The organism is Cupriavidus gilardii (genome assembly GCF_008801915.1).
Taxonomy (GTDB): domain Bacteria; phylum Pseudomonadota; class Gammaproteobacteria; order Burkholderiales; family Burkholderiaceae; genus Cupriavidus; species Cupriavidus gilardii.
Genome location: NZ_VZOV01000001.1, coordinates 294,657 through 315,653, shown reverse-complemented (window position 1 = coordinate 315,653; position 20,997 = coordinate 294,657). Strand labels below are relative to the sequence as shown.

Below are 20,997 nucleotides of genomic sequence, written 5' to 3'. Positions count from 1 at the left end.
TCCCTATCGTTGGCTGAGCGGTTGGCTGAACGGGTGGCGCTCACCGCGTTCGATGCTGTCGGCGCAGGCCGCGTACAGGCTGCGCGATACATAGCTGGTGACCTGCCCCGCGCGCTGCCGCAGCCAGCCGGCCTTCAGTTCGCGCGCAAGCCGCAGCGTGGGCGTGTCGCCCGGCGCGCCGGCGAGCACGTCGATCACATGGAGCGCGAGCTGAATCTCGCCCTTGTCGGCGAGCGCCTGGGCATGGCGGATCAGCGCGTCGTGATCGCTGACCGCTTCGGCGATCTGCGCGGCCGCCTGCTCGGGCGGGGCCGGATGCAGCGACGTCGCGTTGCGGTCCCACCAGCCGTTTTCGGCGCGGTAGATGTCGCGCGCGATATAGCTGGGATCGCCATAGCTCGGCCGCATCCATGGCTTGCCGAACAGTTCCTCCGGATAGCGCAGCGCCGCCAGCATCTCGCGCTCGTCCATGCCCTGATTGATCAGCCGGATCACCTCGTCGTGCAGCCAGTGCAGCGCGCTGGCGGTATGGCGCAGCACCTCGACCGCCTGCGCGCCGCAAAGATCGGCGCCAAACTCGCGCACCACGCGCTCCGGTTCGAGCGCGGCCAGGTTTTCCAGCGTGCGCGCCCAGCGCGGTGCGTCCCGCAGCGTGCGCAGCGGGGTGCCGATGTTCGGGATCGAATCGATGACGGCCGGGCCGCCGTACAGGATTCGCGATTCGGGGAGCCAGACCGCGACCGCGTCGTCGGTCTCCGACGGCGCCCACAGCAGCTCGGCGCGGCGCGGACCGGTGCCGACGGTCAGCCCCTGCGCGAAGGTCTCGCTCGGTGCGTGCTGGCTCAGCTTGCCGGCCAGGCGTCCGCGCGGCTGGCGGAACTGCACCTCGGCCAGCGCCTCCTGCAGCGGCATGGTGGCGCGGTAGCGCGCCTGCCTTGGCAGCACGTTGGCATGGGCGATCACACGTGGCGCGGGGTCGCCGCGTTCGGCGCAATGCGCGAGCCACAGCGGCAAGCCGCTGTTGTAGCCGAGATGGCCGTGGCTGAAGACGATGGCCGCCAGCGGCAGCGAGGTCACGCTGCGCAGCGCGTCGATCATGCCGCGCGTGATGGCGCCGCCGGGACCGGCATCGACCAGCAGCAGCGCATCGCCATCGGCGGCACCGGCCTGCGTGGTGGTCTGCGTGGCGATCCGCGCGACGAAGGACTGGCCCTGGCCGTGCAGCTTCCACACGCCCGGAGCGACGGCCTCGACCCCGTCGCCGGTGGCCAGCGCGGCGGGGCGCGCTTCGAAATCCTGCATGCGAACGACTCCTGTGACAGAACGAAGGACGAGCGCCGCCCCGCTCCGTCAGGGAGCGTCATCGTGGGCAACGCCAGGGAAAGAAGGCTAGCGCCGGCCGACGCTGGAACTGACCGGCGCGCTCAGGCTCGCGGCGCAGAAGTCGATCAGCTCGGCCAACGGCGGCTCGCCGCCGCGTCGGCCCTGGTCGCGATACCAGTGCGCCAGCGAATAGACCACGGTGTCGTTGAACCAGGTCAGCCGCAGATTCATGACCTCGCGCGGCACCTGCGGACACAGCGCGAATACCAGCTTGCGCACGCGGATCAGCGCCGACACCGCGTCGCGTTCGACCAGTCCCTTCTTCAGCAGGTTCGGGCTGAACGTGGTCTGCGCCAGCACCTGAAGGTAGTGCCGGCCCCAGTCGGTATCGCGCACCGCATCGGCCAGCGGCAGGATGGTGGACTCGACCACGGCGTGCAGATCGGTGTCGCGGCCCTCGGCGACGAGCCGGTCCAGATAGCGATGGCGAATCACGTTGATCTGATGCAGCCGCCGGTTCAGCAGATGGCTGACCAGCGCCTCGCGCGAGCCGAAGTGGTAGTGCAGCGCCGAGCGATTGCGCTGCCCGCTCTCGATCACGATCTGCCGCAGCGGCACCTGCTCGACGCCATGCTCGGCAAAGAGCCGCTCGGCAATCTCCAGCATCCTGGCCGCGGTGCCAGGCACCTGGGCCTCGTCCTCGGCGGCCGGCACCGGCGCCTTGCGCCGGCCCGCGGTCTCGGTGTCCTCGCCGATCACCGAGCGAATCTGTTTCAGCTTCATTGCGTGCAACCCGCGTGTTCCCCGCGACCATCGCGAGGTTCGCTGTCAGCATAGTCGCGTCGCGCCGTTCTAATACTAGGGATTAACCCGAGAAACCGGGCGCGAGGCAAGCCATACCGCGCGCATCGGGGTAATCCCCAGATTTTCGAATCGCGATGCGGCGCTATGGTGTTCCGGACCCGCGTAATACGACGTATTAAACGCGAGCGGGCAACGAAACACCGCAAGACGCGGAGGAGACACGGCATGAAGGGATGGTGGATCACGGCGGCGGCCGCCGGCATGATGGCGCAGGGCGCGCATGCGCAATCGTCGGTGACCTTGTATGGCGTGGTCACCGCCAGCGTGCAGTACGTCAACAACTCGCAGAACGTCAGCGGCGGCGTGCTGGCCCCGGGCAGCGGCTCCCGCACGATGCTCAACTCGTCGGGCATCGCGCAGTCTCGCTTCGGCCTGCGCGGCACCGAGGAGCTCGGTGGCGGCACGCAGGCGCTGTTCGTGCTGGAGAACCAGTTCAACACCGACGATGGACGGATGGGGCAGAACGCGATCTTCGGCCGGCAGGCATTCGTCGGCCTGAAGAACGACAAGCTCGGCCGCATCACCTTCGGCCGCCAGTACACCTCGTCGTTCCTGGCGCTGGGCAGCTTCACGCCGGTCGCCTACGCGCCCGAGTTCGAGCCGGTGGTCGGCATGGCCGGGCCGAACTTCCGCGAGAACAACATGGTGCAGTACCACGGCAAGTTCGGACCGCTGTCGCTGCACACACACTGGTCGTTCGGCGAGCGCGCCGGCAGCCTCGCGGCCGGCTCGGCCTACGGCATCGGCGTGTCGTACTACACCAACGGTTTCGGCGTGGCGGCCGCCTACGACGAAGTCAAGACGCTGAACGCCGCGCAGGCTGCGGGCGCCTCGTCCTCCGGCGACTACGGCCGCGACATGCGGGCCTTCCTGGCCGGCAGCTACGAGGTCGGCGCGTTCAAGTTCGTCGCCGGCTACCGCTGGGGCAATTCGGTGGCGCCCGGCGACGGCACGCCGACGCTGCTGCCGCACCGCGACGACATGTATTGGGCCGGCGTGCACTGGCAGACCACGCCCGCGCTGCGGCTGAGCCTGGCCTGGTACTACGACGACGTCAAGCGCGCCGATATCGGCGGCGCCAGCGTCAACCCGGCCAATCCGCAGCAATATCTGGCGCTGGCGGACTATCGACTGACAAAACGGACCGACCTGTTTGCCGGCATGATGTACGCGCGCAATGCCTCGCTGAACTGGGACAACATCGGCTACCTGCCCAACGGGCAATCGGTCGGCTACGCGCCGGCGACCTCGCAGGTCTACTACAAGCGCCCCGACGCCAAGGGGCAGCTCGGCATCTCGCTGGGCATCCGCACCATCTTCTAGACGCCACGACGCAAGCCATGGAAAACTCCACGACCGATCCCGCCCTCGCCGCGCGCCTGCGCGAGGCCTTCATCTATACCTTCCCGGTGCACGACCTCGCTCAGGTCCGCTGGCAGATCACGCAGAACCCGCAGAACCGCAACCGCGTGCCCGTCAATGGATTGCTGCACTATCGCCGGCTGCTCGACCATCGCGCCCGCACCGTGACGCAGCCCAACAACGACACGCTCTATTCGCTGTCGTACCTGGCGCTGCACGACGGACCGATGCTGCTGCGGCTGCCCGACATGGGCGAGCGCTACTACAGCGTCGCGCTGCTGGACATCTTCACCAACAACTTCGCCTGCATCGGCAACCGCACCACGGGCACACGGGCGGCCGAATTTCTGCTGGCTGGGCCGGACTGGGCCGGCGACGCGCCGGCCGGTGCGCGGCTGGTACGCTGCCCCAGCAACGACGTCTGGCTGCTGGGCCGGTTGCTGGTCGATGGCGAGCACGACCTGCCGGCGGTGCATGCGCTGCAGGACGCGATCGGCCTCGAGCCGGTGGCGCGGCGGAATGGCGGAAATGGCGCCGATGGCGGCGATGGCGGCCTGCTGAAGACCGTGCCCGACGAGGCCGATCCGGCGCGCTATCTCGATCTGGTCAATGAGGTGCTGGGCCGCAATCCGGTCCCTGCCGACGAGCGAGACCTGGTGGCGGGCTTTGCCGAAGTCGGCGTCCGCCCGGGCCATCGCGACGTCTTCGCGCAGTTGCCGGCGCCGGTCCAGCAAGCGTGGCGCACGATGCTGCCGGCGCTGCGCAAGGAGCTGGCGCGCACGCCGGGCTTCGGCAATGGCAGCGAGTCGGGTCCGTGGCAATCGGGCCCGGACCATCTGGGCAATTTCGGCAAGGACTACACCTACCGCGCTCATGTGTCGCTGATCGGTCTCGGTGCGCTGGAACGCGCCGAGGCGATCTACGCGACCTGCGTCAACGATGCCGCCGGCGAACGGCTGGACGGAGCCCGTGCCTACCGGCTGCATATCCCGCCGGCGATGCCGGTCGACGCGTTCTGGTCGCTGTCGATGTACGAGTTCGCGCCCGATGGCCGGCGTTTCTTCACCGAGAACCCGATCGGCCGCTATACGATCGGCGACCGTACGCCGGGGCTGCAGGTCAACGCCGACGGCAGCATCGACCTGTGGCTGCAGCATGCGCGCCCGGAGCCGGCACGCGAAACCAACTGGCTTCCCGCGCCGGCGGGCCGCTTCTCGCTGACCTTGCGCTACTACCATCCGCGCGAGGCGCTGCTGTCGCGGCGCTTCGTGCAGCCGGCGCCGGAGCCGATCGGCAGCTAGCGCGTGCCGCGCAGCGGTTCGGCCTGGCCGGCGTGCCCGGCATGGCAATGCGCCACGGCCGGCGCGGCCAGGCTGGCCAACTGGCGCAGCGTCTCGACCTCGTCGGCCTGCCACGCCGACCTCGGGCTGAGGTAGTTGAACGTGCCGATGCAGCGACCCCGCTCGCCGATCGGCACATTGACCACTGCCCTCAGCCCGAGCGCGCGGATCGTCGAAATATCGTCGAACACCTCGGCCAGCGCCGCGTCGCCCTCGCCGACGAAGACCTCGCAGCGCTCCAGCAGCTGGCGCGCCCACGGCGTATCGCCCTTGCGCTTGCTGCCGCCGACCGGATAGGCGGCGGGATCGCTGGACCATTGCCGCACCACCTGGCGGCTGTCCGGGCGCCACAGATTGATCGTCAGCAGCCCGGGACCGAGCAGCGCCAGCGTGGCGGCGCCGACCGCGTCGAACAGCACGGCGGTGTGTTCGGATCCGGCAACTGCCGCCTCCAGCGCGGACGTCTGCTGCGCGGACAAGCGCGGCCGCAGCGCGGCCAATGCCGCTGCCGCGGCGCCGCGCGGATTCGATGCTTCGCCCACGCTCATTCCGCGCTGATCTTCAGGTCGCGGATCAGCTTGCCGTAGCGATCGGCATCGCGGCGCAGCACCTGGGCGAACTGCTGCGGCGTCGACGTGGTCGTCTCCACGCCGATCGCGTCCATCTTGGCCTTGACCTCGGGCAGCTGCATCACCTTGTTGATCTCGGCATTCAGGCGCGTCACCAGTGCCGGCGGCATGCCGGCGGGACCGAAGGCGCCATACCAGACCGCCAGTTCGTAGCCCGGCACGGTCTCGGCGACCGTCGGCACATTGGGCAGCAACGGCGAGCGCTTCGCCTCGGTCACCGCCAGCAGCTTCAGCTTGTTGGCCTTGACGTGCGGCAGCGTCTGCGTGCCGGCCGAGAACAGCAGCTGGGTCTGGCCGGCCACCGTGTCGACCACGGCCGGCGCCCCGCCCTTGTACGGCACGTGCAGCATCTCGACGCCGGCCATCTTCTCGAACAGCACCGCGCTCAGATGATTGGTCGAACCCGGGCCGGCGCTGGCGTAGGCCAGCTTGCCGGGATTGGCGCGCGCGTAGGCGATCAGTTCCTTGACGTTATTGGCCGGCACCGACGGATGGACCACCATCGTGTTGGTGACATAGGCCAGCAGGCCCAGCGGCGTGAAATCCTCGACGCCGCGGAACGGCATGTTCGGCATCATCGCCGGGTTCATCGCATGCGTGCTCATCGAGCCGATCAGCAACGTATAGCCGTCGGGCTTGGCGCGCGCGACCATCGCCGAGCCGATATTGCCGGAGGCGCCCGGCTTGTTGTCGACGATCACCGGCTGGCCCAGCGAGCGCGTCAGGCGCTCGGACAGCACCCGCGCCAGGATGTCGGTCGAACCGCCGGGCGCCCACGGCACCACCAGCGTGATGGGCTTGGTCGGATAGTCCTGCGCGGCTGCGGCGCCTGCGGCGCAGCACAGCGCCAGCGCCGCCACACCGCGCAGCCAGCTTCGAATCGTCGTCTTCATGGTCGCTTTCATCCTCGCTTTCATCCTCGTTTCTCCCCGTTTGCCATGCCGGACGCACCGCGCGCCCGGTCTGTCGTTCTATCGGTCTGTGGTTCCATCGGTCTGCGCCGTGCCGTTCCATCGCGCCATGACATATCGGCGCCTGAACGAGCCGTGCCGCGGCATCCCACGCTGTCAACGTCCCACCGCATAGCCCTGCATGCCGCGCGGATTCGCGCCGGCGCGCAGCACCAGCCGGCCCTTGCCGTCGCGCTCGCGCGAACAGGCCGACATCCGTCCTTCCGACCACGGCTCGCCGATCCGCAAGTCGTGGCCCGCATCGCGCAGCGCGTCCAGCGTGGCCTGCGGGAAGCGCGATTCGATGCTGAGCCGGTTCAGCACGGTCTGGCGCGGCCAGAACGAGCCCGGGAAGTGGTCGATGTGCCAGGCCGGCGCGTCGATCGCTTCCTGCAGGTTCATGCCGTGCACCGCGTGGCGCAGGAAGAAGGCCAGCGACCATTGATCCTGCTGATCGCCGCCGGGCGTGCCGAACACCATGTAAGGCTCGCCGTCGCGCAAGGCCAGCGACGGCGACAGCGTCGTACAGGGCCGCTTGCCCGGCGCCAGCGAATTGGGCAGGCCCGGCTCGAGCCAGGTCATCTGCAGCCGCGTATTGAGCGCGAAGCCCAGCGCCGGAATGGCCGGGCTCGACGACAGCCAGCCGCCGGACGGCGTGGCGGCGACCATGTTGCCGTCGCGGTCGATCACGTCGAGATGGCAGGTGTCGCCGACGAAGATCTCCTGCTCGGCCCATTGCTGTACCGGCGGCAGCGCGGCAAAGGTCGGCTCGCCGACGCCGAAGCGCGTATCGGCGCTGGCCAGCGTGCGCTCGGCCGCGGCGAGATCGGGCAGCCGCGGCGCGCGGCCGTCGATGCTGCCGGCCCGCATCTCGCGCGATGCCTGCGCACCGATCAGTTGCGCGCGTCCCCGCAGATAGTCCGCATCGAGCAGTCCGCGTGCCGGCACGTCGGCAAAGCGCGGGTCGCCATACCAGGCGAGGCGGTCGGCCATCGCCAGTTTGGCCGCCTCGGCGATCCGGTGGACGAAGCCCGGCGACGTCGGCTCGTGCGCCTCCAGCCCGGCATGGCGCAGCATGCCGAGCTGCTGCAGGAAGGCCGGGCCCTGGCTCCAGACGCCGCACTTGGCGACCGTATGGCGGCCGAAATCCAGCGTCAGCGGCGCTTCGACCTCGGGCTGCCAACTTGCCATGTCCTCGTAGCGCAGCAGGCCGCGATGGCGCTCGCCGGTGGTGTCGCGCACCTGCTGCGTGCGGCAATAGGTATCGATCTCGCGCGCGACGAAGCCGCGGTACCAGCAATCGAGCGCGGCGTCGATCTGCTTCTCGCGCGTGCCGCCGGCCGCCTGCGATTCTTCGACGATGCGCCGGTAGGTGCGCGCCAGCGCTGGCGTCGCATGCAGGCTGCCCGGCGACGGCACGCGGCCGTCGACGAGCCAGACGTCGGCCGAATCGCGCCATTCGCGCTGGAACAGTTCGCGCACCGCCAGGATCGCCTGCGAAATACGCGGCACCAGTGGAAAGCCGTCGCGCGCATAGGCGATCGCCGGCGCCAGTACGTCGGCCAGCGACCACGTGCCGTAGTCGCGCAGCATCGTCAGCCAGGCGCCGAACGCGCCGGGTACGGTGGCGGGCATCAGGCCGATGCCGGGCATCAGGTCCAGCCCCATCGCGCGCAGCGCGGCCGGATCGGCCAGCGCCGGTGCCGGCCCCTGGCCGCAGATCGAGCGAACCGCACGCTCGCGTTCGCTCCACAGCAGGATCGGCACCTCGCCGCCGGGACCATTCAGGTGAGGCTCGACCACCTGCAGCACGAAGCCGCCCGCCACCGCCGCATCGAACGCGTTGCCACCGCGCTCGAGCACGCCCATCGCGGTCTGCGAGGCGAGCCAGTGCGTCGACGAGACGACGCCGAAGGTACCGACGATTTCGGGGCGGGTGGTGAACATGCTGGTTTCCGAGTGCAGCCTGACTGGGCAGGAATGGGGCAAGTATAGAAAGATCGAATAACCAGAACGGACGATTGCATTATTCTTCCATTCCTGAATGGTTATACGACCCGCTGATACCCCCTCCGGATCCGCCCTTTCGCCCTTGATGACTTCCGTCGCCATGCCCGCCTTCGCCGACCGCCTGCAGCACAACCTGATCTCCCGCCTGCGCCTGAAGCAACTGTCGCTGCTGCTGGTATTGGAGCGGCATCGCTCGCTGTCGCGCGCGGCGGCCGAACTGAACCTGAGCCAGCCGGCGGTCACCAAGGCGCTGCGCGAGATCGAGGAGATCTTCCTGACGCCGCTGTTTCACCGATCGCGCGCGGGACTGGAGGCCACCGAGACCGGTGCCTCGGTGCTGGCGTATGCGAGGCTCGCATTGGCCGACGCGCGGGCGCTCGGCGATGAGCTGGCGGTGCTCGATGCAGGGCTCGGCGGGCGGCTGCGCATCGGCGTGATCCCATTTATCGCGCCGGCGATCCTGGACGCGGCATGCTCGCATGCGCTGAGCCAGCAGCCGCGCATTGCGGTGCTGGTGCGCGAGGGCACCACCGATGAGCTGGTCGGCGCGTTGCGCGCGCATGAGGTCGATTGCGTGATCGCGCGCTCCTTCTATGCCGCCGGCGAGGACATCGTGCAGATGCCGCTGTACCGCGAGGAGCCGACGCTGGTGGTGCCGTCGCGCGCGGCGGCGCGGCTGTCGCGCGGCCCGCTCGACTGGGCCAGGCTGGCGACGCTCGACTGGATCATGCCGCCGCCGCAGACGCCGACACGCCGCACGATCAACACGATGTTCGCGACCGCGGGCGTGGCGCCGCCGCTGCCGCTGGTCGAGACCTATTCGATCAAGACGATCGCCACGCTATTGCGGACGCAGCCCCGCACGATCACGATCGTGCCGCGCGCGGTCGCGGTGGAGCTGGCCCATGGCGGCGGCGCCGCACTGCTGCCCCATGCATTGCGTTGGGACCTGCCGCCGGTCGAGGCGATGTGGCTGCGCCGCGCGCAGCACAGCGGGCCGCTGATGGCGCTGGTGACAGCGCTGCAGCGCGCCAGCGGCTGAGGCGGTGACGACGGAGTGGCCAGCGCCCCCGACAGGCGGCGCACCCAGTCCGTCAGGACTGCTGCGCGGCGTCCGGCTGCATGTAGAACACCTCCCACAGATGGCCGTCGAGGTCTTCGTAGCCGTGCTGATACATGAAGCCATAGTCCTTCGGCTCGTTCGGCGTGCGCGCGCCGGCCGCGACCGCCTTCGACACCATGTCGTCGACCGCGGCACGGCTGTCCATCGACAACGCGAGTATCACTTCGTTGCTGCTGCCGGTATCGCAGATCGCCTTGCCGGTGAAGGTCTTGAAGAACGCCTCGACCAGCAGCATCACGTAGATCTGGTCCGATACGATCATGCAGGTGGCATTGCGGTCCGTGAATTTCGGATCGAAGCGATAGCCGAGCCGCGTAAAAAAATCGACCGAGCGGTCGAGGTCCTTGACGGGCAGGTTGACGAAGATCTGGCTTGCCATCGAGGTGTCTCCTGTTTTTCGAAACGGTTTTCGGAATCGGATTGGCCGTTACGACGTGCTGACCCACGGATCATAGCTGCCGATGGTCCACAGATGGCCTTCCAGATCGAAGCAGCTGAAATCGCGGCCGCCATAATCCTGATCCTTCAGATCGAGCACGATCTGCGCACCGGCGGCCTTGGCACGCGCGAATACCGCATCGGGATCCGGCACGACCAGATAAATGCTCTGGGTCTGCCCGCCGCCGACTTCATCGGGCTGGCGCATCAGCTTGCCATATGGGGAATCCAGTACCGAGCCCAGCATCACCATGCCCTTGCCGTAATGCAATTGCGCGTGGGCGATGGTGCCGTCATCGTTTTCCACGACCAGATGCCGGGTAAAACCAAAGGTGTCGCATAACCATGCGATTGCCGACGGCGCATCGCGATAGCGCAGACAGGGGATCGCCGTACTGCCCTGGCTGGTGGAAGCGCCGGAATTCAAATCGGTCATGTCTGTCGCTCCTTGCGCGGCGTGGTGGCCGCGTTGTCGGTCCGGAATCGAATCGGAATTCGATTCGCGGCCGGGAATAAATCCACTGCAAGACTCGCCGGAGGACTGCCTGTCGCGCGCGGCAAATCCAGTAGGCAGCATAGACGATGGTTTTCCCGTGCAAAGACCGCCCACGATGCGACGAGAACGTTTCTTCCAACACGGGGGACCGGTTATACTCCGCGCTCCATAAACCACATTTCGGGTATATCGAACAATGGCCGTTGCCAACAAGAAAAGCGCACCGCGCGCAGTGAAGTCCGCCAAGCCGGCGGCGCCGACCAAGAAGGCCAGCGTGCTGGCACGCGAAGCGGAAGCCGCCAAGAAGCGCCTGCTGAAGCTGCGCGCCGACACCAAGAAGGCGATCGACGCCGCCAAGCGCGAAGTGGCCCAGGCGGTCGCCGCCGCCAAGCTGGCACTGCAGGCCGAGAAGCAGGCCGCCAAGGACAAGCTGGCCGCGCAGAAGGAAAAGGCCAAGGCAGCGAAGGCCGCCAAGTCGGCGAAGAAGCCGGCCGGTGCCAAGGCCGCCGCGCCGAAGAAGGCTGCACCGAAGGCAGCGAAGCCGGCCGCCAAGGTCGTCAAGGCGCCGAAGAAGGCTGCACCGAAGGCAGCCGCAAAGGCCAAGCCGGCCGCCGGCGCCGTCGTCGCCAAGGCTGCCTGAGCGCTGCCCGCCCCTGCCGCCAGGCCCTCGTTCGAGGGCGGCATCACGGCACCGCGGCGATCGTCCGATCGCGCGGTGCCGCCCCTCCCGCAGTGGGGCTACCGATTTGGGGGTAGCCAAGCCCTGCACTCTGTGCCGATAATCTGCTTTCTCCCGGCATCACTTTCTTGCGTTAAATCACTTTGCGTAAATCGCTTGCGCTCATTGCAGTGAGCCTTGGCGGCGCTTTTGTCCACGCTCGCTGGCCCGACGCGCAAACGACACCGAATGGGAATGGCAATGAAGGAAGCCTTGCAACGTTGTCCGCTGTGCACAACCATGACCGAAGCATCGGCACGCCCGCGGTCCTATGGGCAATGGATGCGCTATCAATGCCGCAATGACGATTGCGGCCCCACCGAAATCAGCACCAAGGCCCGCTCGCATCTGCGGCGCGGCGAACGCCAGGCGGAACTGCGCAGCGTTGCGAAATCGTGCCGCCATAACGGCGCGCGCCTGCGAATCGGCTACGACGGCCCGACCGGGGAATTCCAGGTCGAAGTGGTCGAATAAGCACGGGGCGGACGGCGACAGGCAACGGCGCCGCGCCGCCCGCCGCGTCACGGTTCGACCGACGGCTCGCGCTTCATGCAGCGCAGCACGAAGGTCGAGCGGCTGTGCCGCAGCCCGGGCAGCTTGTACAGCTTGTGGCGCAGGAATTCCTCGTAGCCTTCGGTGCCCGCCACCGCCACCTTGATCAGATAGTCATACTCGCCGGTCAGCAGGTACGCCTCCATGACCTCGGGCAGTTGCGCCAGTGCGCGGCCGAAGCGGTCAAGCATGTCGTCGTCGTGCCGCTCCAGCGTGACCTCGATCAGCACGGTGTCGGGCAGGCCGAGCGCCTTCTGGTTCAGCAACGCGGTATAGCCCTGGATCACGCCGGCCTCTTCGAGCGCGCGCACGCGGTTCCAGCATGGCGTCGGGGATAGCCCCACCTGTTCGGCCAGCTTCAGATTGGACAGACGGCCGTCCCGGCGCAGCGCGCGCAGGATGCGGCGGTCCGTTTCATCGAGCCTGGGCGCGGGCTTGCCCGGCGGACGGGCGGTGGGAGGAGTCGTGACGGTGCTGGTGGGATCGGCCATGGGAATCGGTTTGCGTCGGTTAATTCGCCAGGAAAGAAGATTTCTCTCCAGAGGAGCGAAATACTAGCCGATTCATTCTGATTCAGCATGAGAAATCAGAATATTAAGAAGCACATTCTGCCGGTCGGCTGGTAGATTCACTACATCGTCACTACCACCGGTTGCCGTCATGTCCGCCCAAGCCTCCACCCCCGCCCTGCAACTTGCGCTGCTGCTCGACCAGCACGACCTGATCGGCACGATCGAGTGGACGCTGGCGACGGCGCGCCGCACCGGACTGGGACTGGCCGCGATGACGCTGGTGCCGGGCACGTTGCCCGGCACCGGTCAGTGGCTGCGGGTGACGGTGACGGCGGAGGAACCGGCGCTGTTCTCGCTGCTGGTCAAGCGCCTGGAAAATGGTGTCGACGTGCGCGAAGTCGCAGTCGTCGAAGACCCCGCCGCGCAGCCCGAAGCCACGACCGCCCGGCGCCGCGATACCGCAACCGCGGCTGCGCCGGCCGCCGCGCCGGTCCACTGATCGGCTCACAGCCCCCGCCTTCCGCCCCAGGCGATCAGGCCGGCTCGGCCAGCAGGCCGTGGCCGAGCCGCTGCGACAGTTCGGCCGCGGCCGCCTTGATGGCCGCCGCAACGGGACCGCCCACACCGCCATCGAAGGTCGCCGCGTTGCCGAGCGCCGTGATCGCCAGCACGATGCGGCCGTCCCGGTCGAATACCGGTGTGCTGACCGAATCGACGCCGGCCAGCAGGTCGCCATGGACGCTGCCGATGCCGCTTGCCCGCACCTGTTCGCGCAGCTGCGCGAGTTCGGCGGCGTCATGGGGAAAGCGCGGCGGCGGCTGCGCGGCGCGCGCCTTCAGCTCGGCCTCGATCAGCGGCGCGGTCACCGCAGGATCGAGAAAGGCGGTGAACACGCGGCCGGTCGCCGACGACAGCAGCGGCATCACGGAACCCGGGCGCACATTGACCGTGACCGGCCGCAGCGAATCGCGCCACTGGACCACGGTCGGCCCATGGTTGCCCCATACGGCCGCCAGCACCGTTTCGCCGGTCGACGCGCACAGATCGTCGAGCACCGGCGTCACCAGCCGCAGCGGATCGAGCTGGGCCAGGCACGCCAGCCCCATTCGCAGCGCATTGCGGCCCAGGCTGTAGCGGCCCGCGTCGTCCTGCTCGACATAGCCGCACTTGACGAAGCTGGCCAGGTAGCGGTGCGCCTTGGCCGGGTGCATGCCGGCCGCCAGCGCCACCGCTTTCAGCGGCATCGGATGGAGCGAGCCCAGCAGCGCGTCCAGCACCGACAGTCCGGTTTCGAGCGCCTGCACGCCGGCGCCGCCCCGCTCGCCGCTGCCGTCGCCTGTCTCCGATTCGCTTCGCTGATTGGCCATTTCCCGTGCTCCGCCTGAACGTCTCGCATGTCTGTCATTACGTATGACGTAATGCTAGCACGCACAGCGTAATTTTCCCTTGACAGCGGACGGACCGCCCATTACTTTTGGCATAACCGCATTACGCTTGACGTAATTCCATCGATCATGTCGGCGAGCGCGGCAACAAGAAGACGGGCCACCGTCCTGCCACCCACCCGAGAGGAGACCAACAATGAGAAAGATCTCGTCGATGCTGGCGCTCGCCGGCACGATGCTGACCGCGTTGGCGCTGGCGCCGCACGCCGCCGCGCAGAGCTTCCCGAGCAAGCCGATCCGCTGGATCGTGCCCTATGCCGCCGGCGGCGGCTCGGACTTCCTGGCCCGCACCATCGGCCAGCAGCTGTCCGCCAATATCGGCCAGCCGATCGTGGTCGAGAACAAACCCGGCGCCAACACCGCGATCGCCGCAGCCGAGACCGCGCGCTCGCCGCACGACGGCTATACGGTGATGTCGGCCGACAACGGCACGCTGGTGTTCAACCCCGCGCTGTACAAGACGCTGAGCTACAACCCGACGCGTGACCTGGCGCCGGTCTCGCTGCTCGGCAAGTTTCCGATGATCCTGGTGGTCGGCGCCAATGCCGAATTCAAGGACGCGCGCGACTTCCTCGCCAAGGTCAAGGCCGCCCCGGGCAAGGTCAGCTACGCCTCGGCCGGCGCCGGCAGCCCGCACCATCTGGCAATGGAGCTGCTGAAGGAACGCGCCGGCCTGCGCATGGTGCATATCGGTTATCGCGGCGCGGCGCCCGCGCTGCTCGACGTGGTCGGCGGCCAGGTGCCCGCGATGATGACCGACCTGGCCGCGGGCGCCGCCTTCCTGAAGGCCGGCAAGCTGCGTCCGCTGGCGGTGGCCAACGCCACCCGGCTGCCGCAGTTGCCCAATGTGCCGACCTTTGCCGAGGTCGGCCTGCAGGGGGTCGAGGCGGCCGCACTGGTCGGCATGGTGGCGCCGGCCGGCACGCCGCCCGACGTGATCGCCAAGCTGCAGACCAGCGTCGCCGCGGCGATCAAGCAGCCCGAGGTCAACCGCAAGCTGGTCGACTTCGGCGTCGAGCCGGTCGGCAGCACGCCGGAGCAATTCGCCGCGCTGCTGCGCAGCGAGACCGCGCTATGGCACAAGCTGATCCGCGACCTGAATATCACGCTCGAATGAGCCCGGCGGGCGCGGTCATCGTCGGCCCTGCCCGCTGCGCCTATCTGTTGTAGAGGATCACCATGAGCGAACGCACCGAACCTGCCCGTGCGCAGGGATGCCCTTTTCATGTCCAGCCGCACGGCCAGGCGAACGCCAGCGCGGATGCCGTTGCAACGCCCTTGAGCCCGACCGGCTGCCCCGTCAGCGCGCGCGCCGCGGACTTCGACCCGTTCGAGGACGGCTACCAGCAGGACCCGCCCGATTACGTGCGCTGGGCGCGCGAGCAGGAGCCGGTGTTCTACAGCCCCAGGCTCGGCTATTGGGTTGTCACGCGCTACGACGACATCAAGGCGATCTTCCGCGACAACCTGACCTTCAGCCCGTCGATCGCGCTGGAGAAGATCACGCCGACCGGCGACGAGGCCAACGCGGTGCTGGCCTCCTACGGCTACGCGATGAACCGCACGCTGGTCAACGAGGACGAGCCCGCGCACATGCCGCGCCGGCGCGTGCTGATGGAGCCGTTCACGCCAGAACAGCTGCAGCATCACGAGCCGATGGTGCGCCGGCTGACGCGCGAATACGTCGATCGCTTCATCGACGACGGCAAGGCCGACCTGGTCGACCAGATCCTGTGGGAAGTCCCGCTGACCGTCGCGTTGCATTTCCTCGGCGTGCCCGAGGAGGACATGGACCTGCTGCGCAAGTATTCGATCGCCCATACCGTCAACACCTGGGGCCGCCCAAAACCGGAGGAGCAGGTCGAGGTCGCGCACGCGGTCGGCAACTTCTGGCAGCTCGCCGGACGGATCCTCGACAAGATGCGGCAGGATCCGTCGGGCCCCGGCTGGATGCAGTACGGCATCCGCAAGCAGAAGGAATATCCGGACGTCGTCACCGATTCCTATCTGCATTCGATGATGATGGCCGGCATCGTCGCCGCGCACGAGACCACCGCCAACGCCAGCGCCAATGCGATCAAGCTGCTGCTGCAGCATCCCGACGCCTGGCGCGAGCTGTGCGAGGACCCCAGCCTGATTCCGAACGCGGTCGAGGAATGCCTGCGGCACAACGGCTCGGTCGCGGCATGGCGGCGCCTGGCCACACGCGACGTGCAGATCGGCGGCGTCGACATCCCGGCCGGCGCCAAGCTGCTGATCGTCACGTCGTCGGCCAACCACGACGAGCGCCATTTCGCCGACGCCGACCTGTTCGACATCCGCCGCGCCAACGCCAGCGACCAGCTGACCTTCGGCTACGGCGCGCATCAATGCATGGGCAAGAACCTGGCGCGGATGGAGATGCAGATCTTCCTGGAGGAATTCACGCGCCGGCTGCCGCATATGAGGCTGTCGGAACAGAAGTTCACCTACGTGCCGAACACCTCGTTCCGCGGTCCCGAGCATCTGTGGGTCGAGTGGGACCCGAGCCAGAACCCCGAACGGCGCAACCCCGCGCTGCTGCAGGTGCGCACGCCGGTGCGGATCGGCGAGCCGTCCAGCCATGCGATCAACCGCACCGTGGTGGTAGAGAGCGTGACGCGCGTGGCCGACGACATCGTGCGGCTGCGGCTGGTGTCGCCCGATGGCAAGCCGCTGCCGCGCTGGTCGCCCGGCTCGCATATCGATGTCGAATGCGGCGATACCGGGATGTCGCGCCAGTATTCGCTGTGCGGCGATCCGGCCGACAGCCGCGCGTTCGAGATCGCGGTGCTGCGCGAGGCCGACAGCCGCGGCGGCTCCGCGTGGATCCATCGCGAACTGAAGGCCGGCGACCGGCTGCGCATCCGCGGGCCGCGCAACCACTTCCGGCTCGACGAAAGCGCGCGCCGGCTGATCCTGATCGCCGGCGGCATCGGCATCACGCCGATCAGCGCGATGGCGCGGCGCGCGAAGGAGCTCGGCATCGACTACCAGCTGCACTACTGCGGCCGCGGCCGCGCCTCGATGGCGCTGCTCGACGAGCTCGCGGCGCTGCATGGCGACAGGCTGCACGTCTACGCCAAGGACGAAGGTGCGCGCGCCGACCTGGGCGCGCTGCTCGGCCAGCCCGATGCCGAGACGCAGATCTATGCCTGCGGCCCGGCACGGATGCTCGACGCGCTGGCCGCCTGCTGCGCAAGCTGGCCCCAGGACGCGTTGCGCGTCGAGCATTTCACCTCGACCCTCGGCGCGCTCGATCCGAGCAAGGAACAGGCGTTCGAGGCGGAGCTCAAGGACTCGGGCATCATCGTCACGGTGCGCGCCGACCAGACGCTGCTGGCCGCGCTGCGCGCCGCCAATATCGACGTGCAGAGCGATTGCGAGGAAGGACTGTGCGGCTCCTGCGAAGTGCGCGTGCTGGCCGGCGAGATCGACCATCGCGACGTGGTGCTGACGCGCGCCGAGCGCGAGGCGAACGGCAAGATGATGAGCTGCTGTTCGCGCGCCAGATGCGGGCGGATCGTGCTCGAGCTGTGAGGTTTCGCGGCGGGGCGGCCGCGTTCAGTTCCCGGTTCAGTCGCCTCGCTTGACTTCCTTCGCGCCTTCCCTGCCCCCTGCCCGCTGCGCCGCGTCGTCGGGCAGCAGCTCGATGCCGTCGAGATCGCGCGCGCAAGTCTCGCGCACGATCGCGACAAAGTCCCGCGCGAACGGCCGCTCCGCCAGCGCGGCCGGCATCGCCGCATACAGCTCGCTCCACAGCCCGCGCGCGCCGATACGCTTGGCCAGCACGTAGTCGTGGTCGACGTAGTTCTTGACGCCCCAGTTCGGCAGCGCCGCGACGCCGCGCCGGCTGGCGACCAGCTGCAGGATCGCCACCGTCAGCTCGGCGGTGCGGCGCTGCAGCCGGATGCCGGCCGGCTCCAGCACCTCGCGGATCAGATCGATGCGCGCCTCCGGCACCGGATAGGTGATCAGCGTCTCGCCCTCGAGGTCGGCCGCCTCGAGCCGCCGCCGGTTGCGCAGCCGATGCTCGTTGGCGATCACCGCCAGGATCTCGAAGCGGAACAGCGGCACCACGGCCAGCCCCCGCCGCGTCGGCGGCAGCGAGCCGATCACCATGTCGGCCCGGCCCTCGGCCAGCAGCGCCAGCGGGTCCGCATGAAAACCCGCCACCAGGTCGACCTCGACCTCGGGCCAGCGCGTGCGGAATTCGTCCATCACCGGCATCAGCCAATCGAAGCAGGTGTGGCACTCCAGCACGATGCGCAGCTCGCCGCGCGTATCGCCCTTCAGGCGCTCCAGATCGCGCTCGGCCGCGCTGACCGACGCCAGCACCTCGCGCGACAGCGCCAGCAGCCGCTCCCCGGCCGGGGTAAAGCGCAGCCCGCCGCGGGTGCGGTCGAACAGCGACAGCCCGTAGTGCGATTCGATCGCCTTGATCTGGTGCGACAGCGCCGACTGGCTGACATGGACGCGCTCGGCCGCCGCGGCGAGCTTGCCGGATTCGGCGATGGCGACCAGCGAGCGGAAATGGCGGACCTCGATCATGGTGTCGTCCGAAGCCGAAAGGAGCAGGTCAGGAAAATCGTCGCGAGGCCGTTGCGGCGGGGAGCCGCATACCAGCCCCTGATATGAAATGAATTCATATTTTGTTTAAAACATATCACTTGATTCATTCTAACCGGGACCGGACACTCTGCGCCAACTTGTTTGAAGCGAGATTGGAGCGAAGAAATGGCACGCACCCATATTCCGGGGTTCCCGCGCATCGGCGCGAAACGCGAACTGAAGTTTGCCCAGGAGGCGTTCTGGCGCGGCGAGTCGAGCGAGGCGGCGCTGCGCGAATGCGCCGCCGGCCTGCGCAAGACGCACTGGCGCCTGCAGGCCGACGCCGGCCTCGACCTGGTCGCGGCCGGGGACTTCGCCTACTACGACCAGATGCTGGGCACCAGCGCCCTGCTTGGCGCGCTGCCCGCGCGCTTCGGCTTCGATCCTCGCACGCTGACGCTGGCGCAGTACTTCGAGCTGGCCCGCGGCAATGCGGCGCAGCCTGCGATGGAAATGACCAAGTGGTTCGATACCAACTACCACTATCTCGTGCCGGAGCTCGGCCCCGACACGCGCTTCGACGGCGGAGTCGACTGGCTGTTCGACGAGATCGACGAAGCGCTGGCCCTGGGCCATCGCGTCAAGCCGGTGCTGGTCGGACCCGTCACCTGGCTGTGGCTGTCGAAGACCCATGTCGCGGGGTTCGATCGACTGACGCTGCTGCCGCGGCTGGCCGCCGCCTATCGCGACATCCTGCAGCGGCTGCACGCGCGCGGCATCGAATGGGTGCAGCTCGACGAGCCGGCGCTGTGCCTCGAGCTGGACGGTGTCTGGCTAGACGCGTATGACACCGCCTACGCCGCCCTCGCGGACTGCGGCGTCAAGCTGCTGCTGGCGACCTACTTCGACTCCGCGGGCGACCACGCGGCCCGCGCCGCCGCGCTGCCGGTACACGGTTTCCACCTGGACCTGGTGCGCGCGCCGCAGCAGTTGCAGGCCTGGCGCAAGGTGCTGCCGGCCGATGCCGTGCTGTCGGCTGGCGTCATCGACGGCCGCAATATCTGGCGCGCCGACCTGCGCGCGATCCTCGAGCGGCTGGCGCCGCTGCACGCCGAGCTCGGCGACCGCCTGTGGCTGGCGCCGTCCTGCTCGCTGCTGCATGTGCCGGTGTCGCTGGCGCCGGAAACGCGCCTCGATCCCGAAATCCGCGGATGGCTGGCATTCGCGACCGAGAAACTGGACGAACTGAAGGTACTGGCGACCGCGTTGAACGACGGCGAGGCCGCGGTGGCCGACGCGCTGACCGCCTCCGATGCCGCCCAGACCGGCCGCCGTGCGTCCCGCCGCGTGGTCAACGCCCAGGTGCGCCAGCGCGTCGCCGCGGTGACGCCCGACATGGCCGATCGCCGCAGCCCCTTCGCGCAACGCATCGCCGATCAGCGCGCCGCGCTGCAGCTGCCGCCGCTGCCGACCACCACCATCGGCTCGTTCCCGCAGACCGCCGAGATCCGCCAGACCCGCGCGGCCTTCAAGCGCGGCGAACTGGGCGCGCTGGCCTACCTGCAGCGGATCCGCGCCGAGATCGAGGACGCCGTGCGCCGGCAGGAGGCGCTGGGGCTTGACGTGCTGGTGCACGGCGAGGCCGAGCGCAACGACATGGTCGAATACTTCGGCGAGCAGCTGTGCGGCTATGCCTTTACCGAGTTCGGCTGGGTGCAGAGCTACGGCTCGCGTTGCGTCAAGCCGCCGCTGATCTATGGCGACGTCTACCGGCCCGAGCCGATCACCGTGGATACGGCCCGCTATGCGCAGTCACTGACCGACCGGCCGATGAAGGGCATGCTGACCGGCCCGATCACGATGCTGCAATGGTCGTTCGTGCGCGACGACCAGCCGCGCGCCGATACGGCACTGCAGCTTGCGCTGGCGATCCGCGACGAGGTCGCCGATCTCGAACAGGCCGGCATCCGCGTGATCCAGATCGACGAGCCGGCGCTGCGCGAGGGCCTGCCGCTGCGGCGCGCCGATTGGGACAACTATCTGCAGTGGGCGGTGCGCGCCTTCCGCATCGCCGCGGCCGTGGTCCGCGACGATACGCAGATCCATACCCATATGTGCTACGCGGAGTTCAACGACATCCTGCCGGCGATCGCCGCGCTCGATGCTGACGTCATCACGATCGAAACCTCGCGCTCGGCGATGGAGCTGCTCGACGGCTTTGCCGCGTTCGACTATCCGAACGAGATCGGCCCGGGCGTCTACGACATCCACTCGCCGCGCGTGCCCAGCGTCGAGGCGATCGGCCAGTTGCTGACGCGCGCCTGTCAGGTGATTCCGCCCGAGCGGCTGTGGGTCAATCCCGATTGCGGGCTGAAGACGCGCGGCTGGCCAGAGACCGAGGCGGCGCTGCGCAATATGGTGGCCGCGGCTAGACAGTTGCGCGAGCGGCTGGCGACGGAGGGTCCGGCGGGTCTGCGGGGCCAGCCGGTGGCACTCGAGCGTGCGGCCCATCCGGCGGGCCAATGCGATTGCGCGGCGCATTGATGGCGCATTGATGGCGCACTGATGGGCACATTGATGAGCGCATCGATGGCGCATCAGTGGATGCATCCATCCACGCTGCGGCGCGGGCAATGACAAAGGGGCGGTTCCAGGCCGCCCCTTTT

At 68.4% G+C, this 20,997-nt stretch carries 19 protein-coding genes; 9 read left to right on the top strand and 10 right to left on the bottom strand.

Annotation, left to right across the window (positions count from 1 at the left end; all coding sequences use genetic code 11):
• Nucleotides 1–3: 3 nt before the first annotated feature.
• Both F7Q96_RS01345 and F7Q96_RS01340 read right to left on the bottom strand, forming a co-directional pair.
• The gene (locus F7Q96_RS01345) at nucleotides 4–1,302 is read right to left on the bottom strand and encodes an alkyl sulfatase dimerization domain-containing protein (protein WP_053824095.1); all 1,299 of its coding nucleotides are present in this window, start codon (nucleotides 1,300–1,302) and stop codon (nucleotides 4–6) included.
• Nucleotides 1,303–1,389: 87 nt separating this feature from the next.
• Complete coding sequence (locus F7Q96_RS01340; protein ID WP_053824096.1) at nucleotides 1,390–2,106, bottom strand: TetR family transcriptional regulator; 717 nt, start codon at nucleotides 2,104–2,106, stop codon at nucleotides 1,390–1,392.
• A 246-nt stretch (nucleotides 2,107–2,352) separates the two neighbouring features.
• On the opposite strand from F7Q96_RS01340, the gene F7Q96_RS01335 reads away from it, so the two are divergent.
• Together F7Q96_RS01335 and F7Q96_RS01330 are read left to right on the top strand one after the other, a co-directional pair.
• Entirely contained in the window at nucleotides 2,353–3,510 is a 1,158-nt protein-coding gene (locus F7Q96_RS01335) for a porin (protein WP_053824097.1), read from the top strand.
• 17 nt (nucleotides 3,511–3,527) lie between these two features.
• On the top strand, nucleotides 3,528–4,850 hold the full coding sequence (locus tag F7Q96_RS01330; protein WP_053824098.1) for a DUF1254 domain-containing protein: 1,323 nt from the start codon (nucleotides 3,528–3,530) through the stop codon (nucleotides 4,848–4,850).
• On the opposite strand, the gene F7Q96_RS01325 is transcribed toward F7Q96_RS01330, so the two are convergent.
• The 3 genes from F7Q96_RS01325 to F7Q96_RS01315 form a co-directional block, all read right to left on the bottom strand.
• The gene (locus F7Q96_RS01325) at nucleotides 4,847–5,431 is read right to left on the bottom strand and encodes a GAF domain-containing protein (RefSeq protein ID WP_390885708.1); all 585 of its coding nucleotides are present in this window, start codon (nucleotides 5,429–5,431) and stop codon (nucleotides 4,847–4,849) included. The genes F7Q96_RS01330 and F7Q96_RS01325 overlap by 4 nt on opposite strands.
• Nucleotides 5,432–5,433: 2 nt before the next feature.
• Nucleotides 5,434–6,411 carry a Bug family tripartite tricarboxylate transporter substrate binding protein gene (locus F7Q96_RS01320; protein WP_053824661.1) on the bottom strand — a complete coding sequence of 326 codons (978 nt, stop codon included), beginning with the start codon at nucleotides 6,409–6,411 and terminating at the stop codon, nucleotides 5,434–5,436.
• Nucleotides 6,412–6,585: 174 nt separating this feature from the next.
• Nucleotides 6,586–8,415 (bottom strand): gamma-glutamyltransferase family protein, encoded by a 1,830-nt coding sequence (locus tag F7Q96_RS01315; protein WP_053824099.1) that lies wholly within the window; start codon nucleotides 8,413–8,415, stop codon nucleotides 6,586–6,588.
• Between the two features lie 163 nt (nucleotides 8,416–8,578).
• On the opposite strand from F7Q96_RS01315, the gene F7Q96_RS01310 reads away from it, so the two are divergent.
• A complete protein-coding gene (locus F7Q96_RS01310; RefSeq protein WP_053824100.1) occupies nucleotides 8,579–9,520 on the top strand; it encodes a LysR family transcriptional regulator in 942 nt (313 codons plus the stop codon).
• 52 nt (nucleotides 9,521–9,572) lie between these two features.
• On the opposite strand, the gene F7Q96_RS01305 is transcribed toward F7Q96_RS01310, so the two are convergent.
• A complete protein-coding gene (locus tag F7Q96_RS01305) occupies nucleotides 9,573–9,980 on the bottom strand; it encodes a VOC family protein (RefSeq protein WP_053824101.1) in 408 nt (135 codons plus the stop codon).
• Nucleotides 9,981–10,028: 48 nt separating this feature from the next.
• A complete protein-coding gene (locus tag F7Q96_RS01300; RefSeq protein ID WP_053824102.1) occupies nucleotides 10,029–10,475 on the bottom strand; it encodes a VOC family protein in 447 nt (148 codons plus the stop codon).
• Between the two features lie 256 nt (nucleotides 10,476–10,731).
• On the opposite strand from F7Q96_RS01300, the gene F7Q96_RS01295 reads away from it, so the two are divergent.
• Both F7Q96_RS01295 and F7Q96_RS01290 read left to right on the top strand, forming a co-directional pair.
• Complete coding sequence (locus tag F7Q96_RS01295) at nucleotides 10,732–11,175, top strand: hypothetical protein (protein ID WP_053824103.1); 444 nt, start codon at nucleotides 10,732–10,734, stop codon at nucleotides 11,173–11,175.
• 216 nt (nucleotides 11,176–11,391) lie between these two features.
• Nucleotides 11,392–11,727 (top strand): hypothetical protein, encoded by a 336-nt coding sequence (locus F7Q96_RS01290; RefSeq protein ID WP_226994958.1) that lies wholly within the window; start codon nucleotides 11,392–11,394, stop codon nucleotides 11,725–11,727.
• A 47-nt stretch (nucleotides 11,728–11,774) separates the two neighbouring features.
• On the opposite strand, the gene F7Q96_RS01285 is transcribed toward F7Q96_RS01290, so the two are convergent.
• Nucleotides 11,775–12,296 carry an Lrp/AsnC family transcriptional regulator gene (locus F7Q96_RS01285; RefSeq protein ID WP_053824105.1) on the bottom strand — a complete coding sequence of 174 codons (522 nt, stop codon included), beginning with the start codon at nucleotides 12,294–12,296 and terminating at the stop codon, nucleotides 11,775–11,777.
• Between the two features lie 169 nt (nucleotides 12,297–12,465).
• Between F7Q96_RS01285 and F7Q96_RS01280 the strand changes: the two genes are divergently transcribed.
• Nucleotides 12,466–12,816: a hypothetical protein gene (locus F7Q96_RS01280; RefSeq protein ID WP_053824106.1), complete on the top strand. Its 351-nt coding sequence runs from the start codon at nucleotides 12,466–12,468 to the stop codon at nucleotides 12,814–12,816.
• Nucleotides 12,817–12,850: 34 nt separating this feature from the next.
• Here the strand turns inward: F7Q96_RS01280 and F7Q96_RS01275 are convergent, their stop codons facing one another.
• A complete protein-coding gene (locus tag F7Q96_RS01275; RefSeq protein WP_053824107.1) occupies nucleotides 12,851–13,684 on the bottom strand; it encodes an IclR family transcriptional regulator in 834 nt (277 codons plus the stop codon).
• Nucleotides 13,685–13,898: 214 nt separating this feature from the next.
• Between F7Q96_RS01275 and F7Q96_RS01270 the strand changes: the two genes are divergently transcribed.
• Nucleotides 13,899–14,879 carry a Bug family tripartite tricarboxylate transporter substrate binding protein gene (locus tag F7Q96_RS01270; RefSeq protein WP_053824108.1) on the top strand — a complete coding sequence of 327 codons (981 nt, stop codon included), beginning with the start codon at nucleotides 13,899–13,901 and terminating at the stop codon, nucleotides 14,877–14,879.
• Between the two features lie 62 nt (nucleotides 14,880–14,941).
• On the top strand, nucleotides 14,942–17,320 hold the full coding sequence (locus F7Q96_RS01265) for a cytochrome P450/oxidoreductase (protein ID WP_144425960.1): 2,379 nt from the start codon (nucleotides 14,942–14,944) through the stop codon (nucleotides 17,318–17,320).
• 36 nt (nucleotides 17,321–17,356) lie between these two features.
• Here the strand turns inward: F7Q96_RS01265 and F7Q96_RS01260 are convergent, their stop codons facing one another.
• Nucleotides 17,357–18,331 carry a LysR family transcriptional regulator gene (locus F7Q96_RS01260; protein ID WP_053824110.1) on the bottom strand — a complete coding sequence of 325 codons (975 nt, stop codon included), beginning with the start codon at nucleotides 18,329–18,331 and terminating at the stop codon, nucleotides 17,357–17,359.
• A 186-nt stretch (nucleotides 18,332–18,517) separates the two neighbouring features.
• On the opposite strand from F7Q96_RS01260, the gene metE reads away from it, so the two are divergent.
• A complete protein-coding gene (metE, locus tag F7Q96_RS01255; RefSeq protein WP_053824111.1) occupies nucleotides 18,518–20,875 on the top strand; it encodes a 5-methyltetrahydropteroyltriglutamate--homocysteine S-methyltransferase in 2,358 nt (785 codons plus the stop codon).
• The last annotated feature ends 122 nt before the right edge of the window (nucleotides 20,876–20,997 follow it).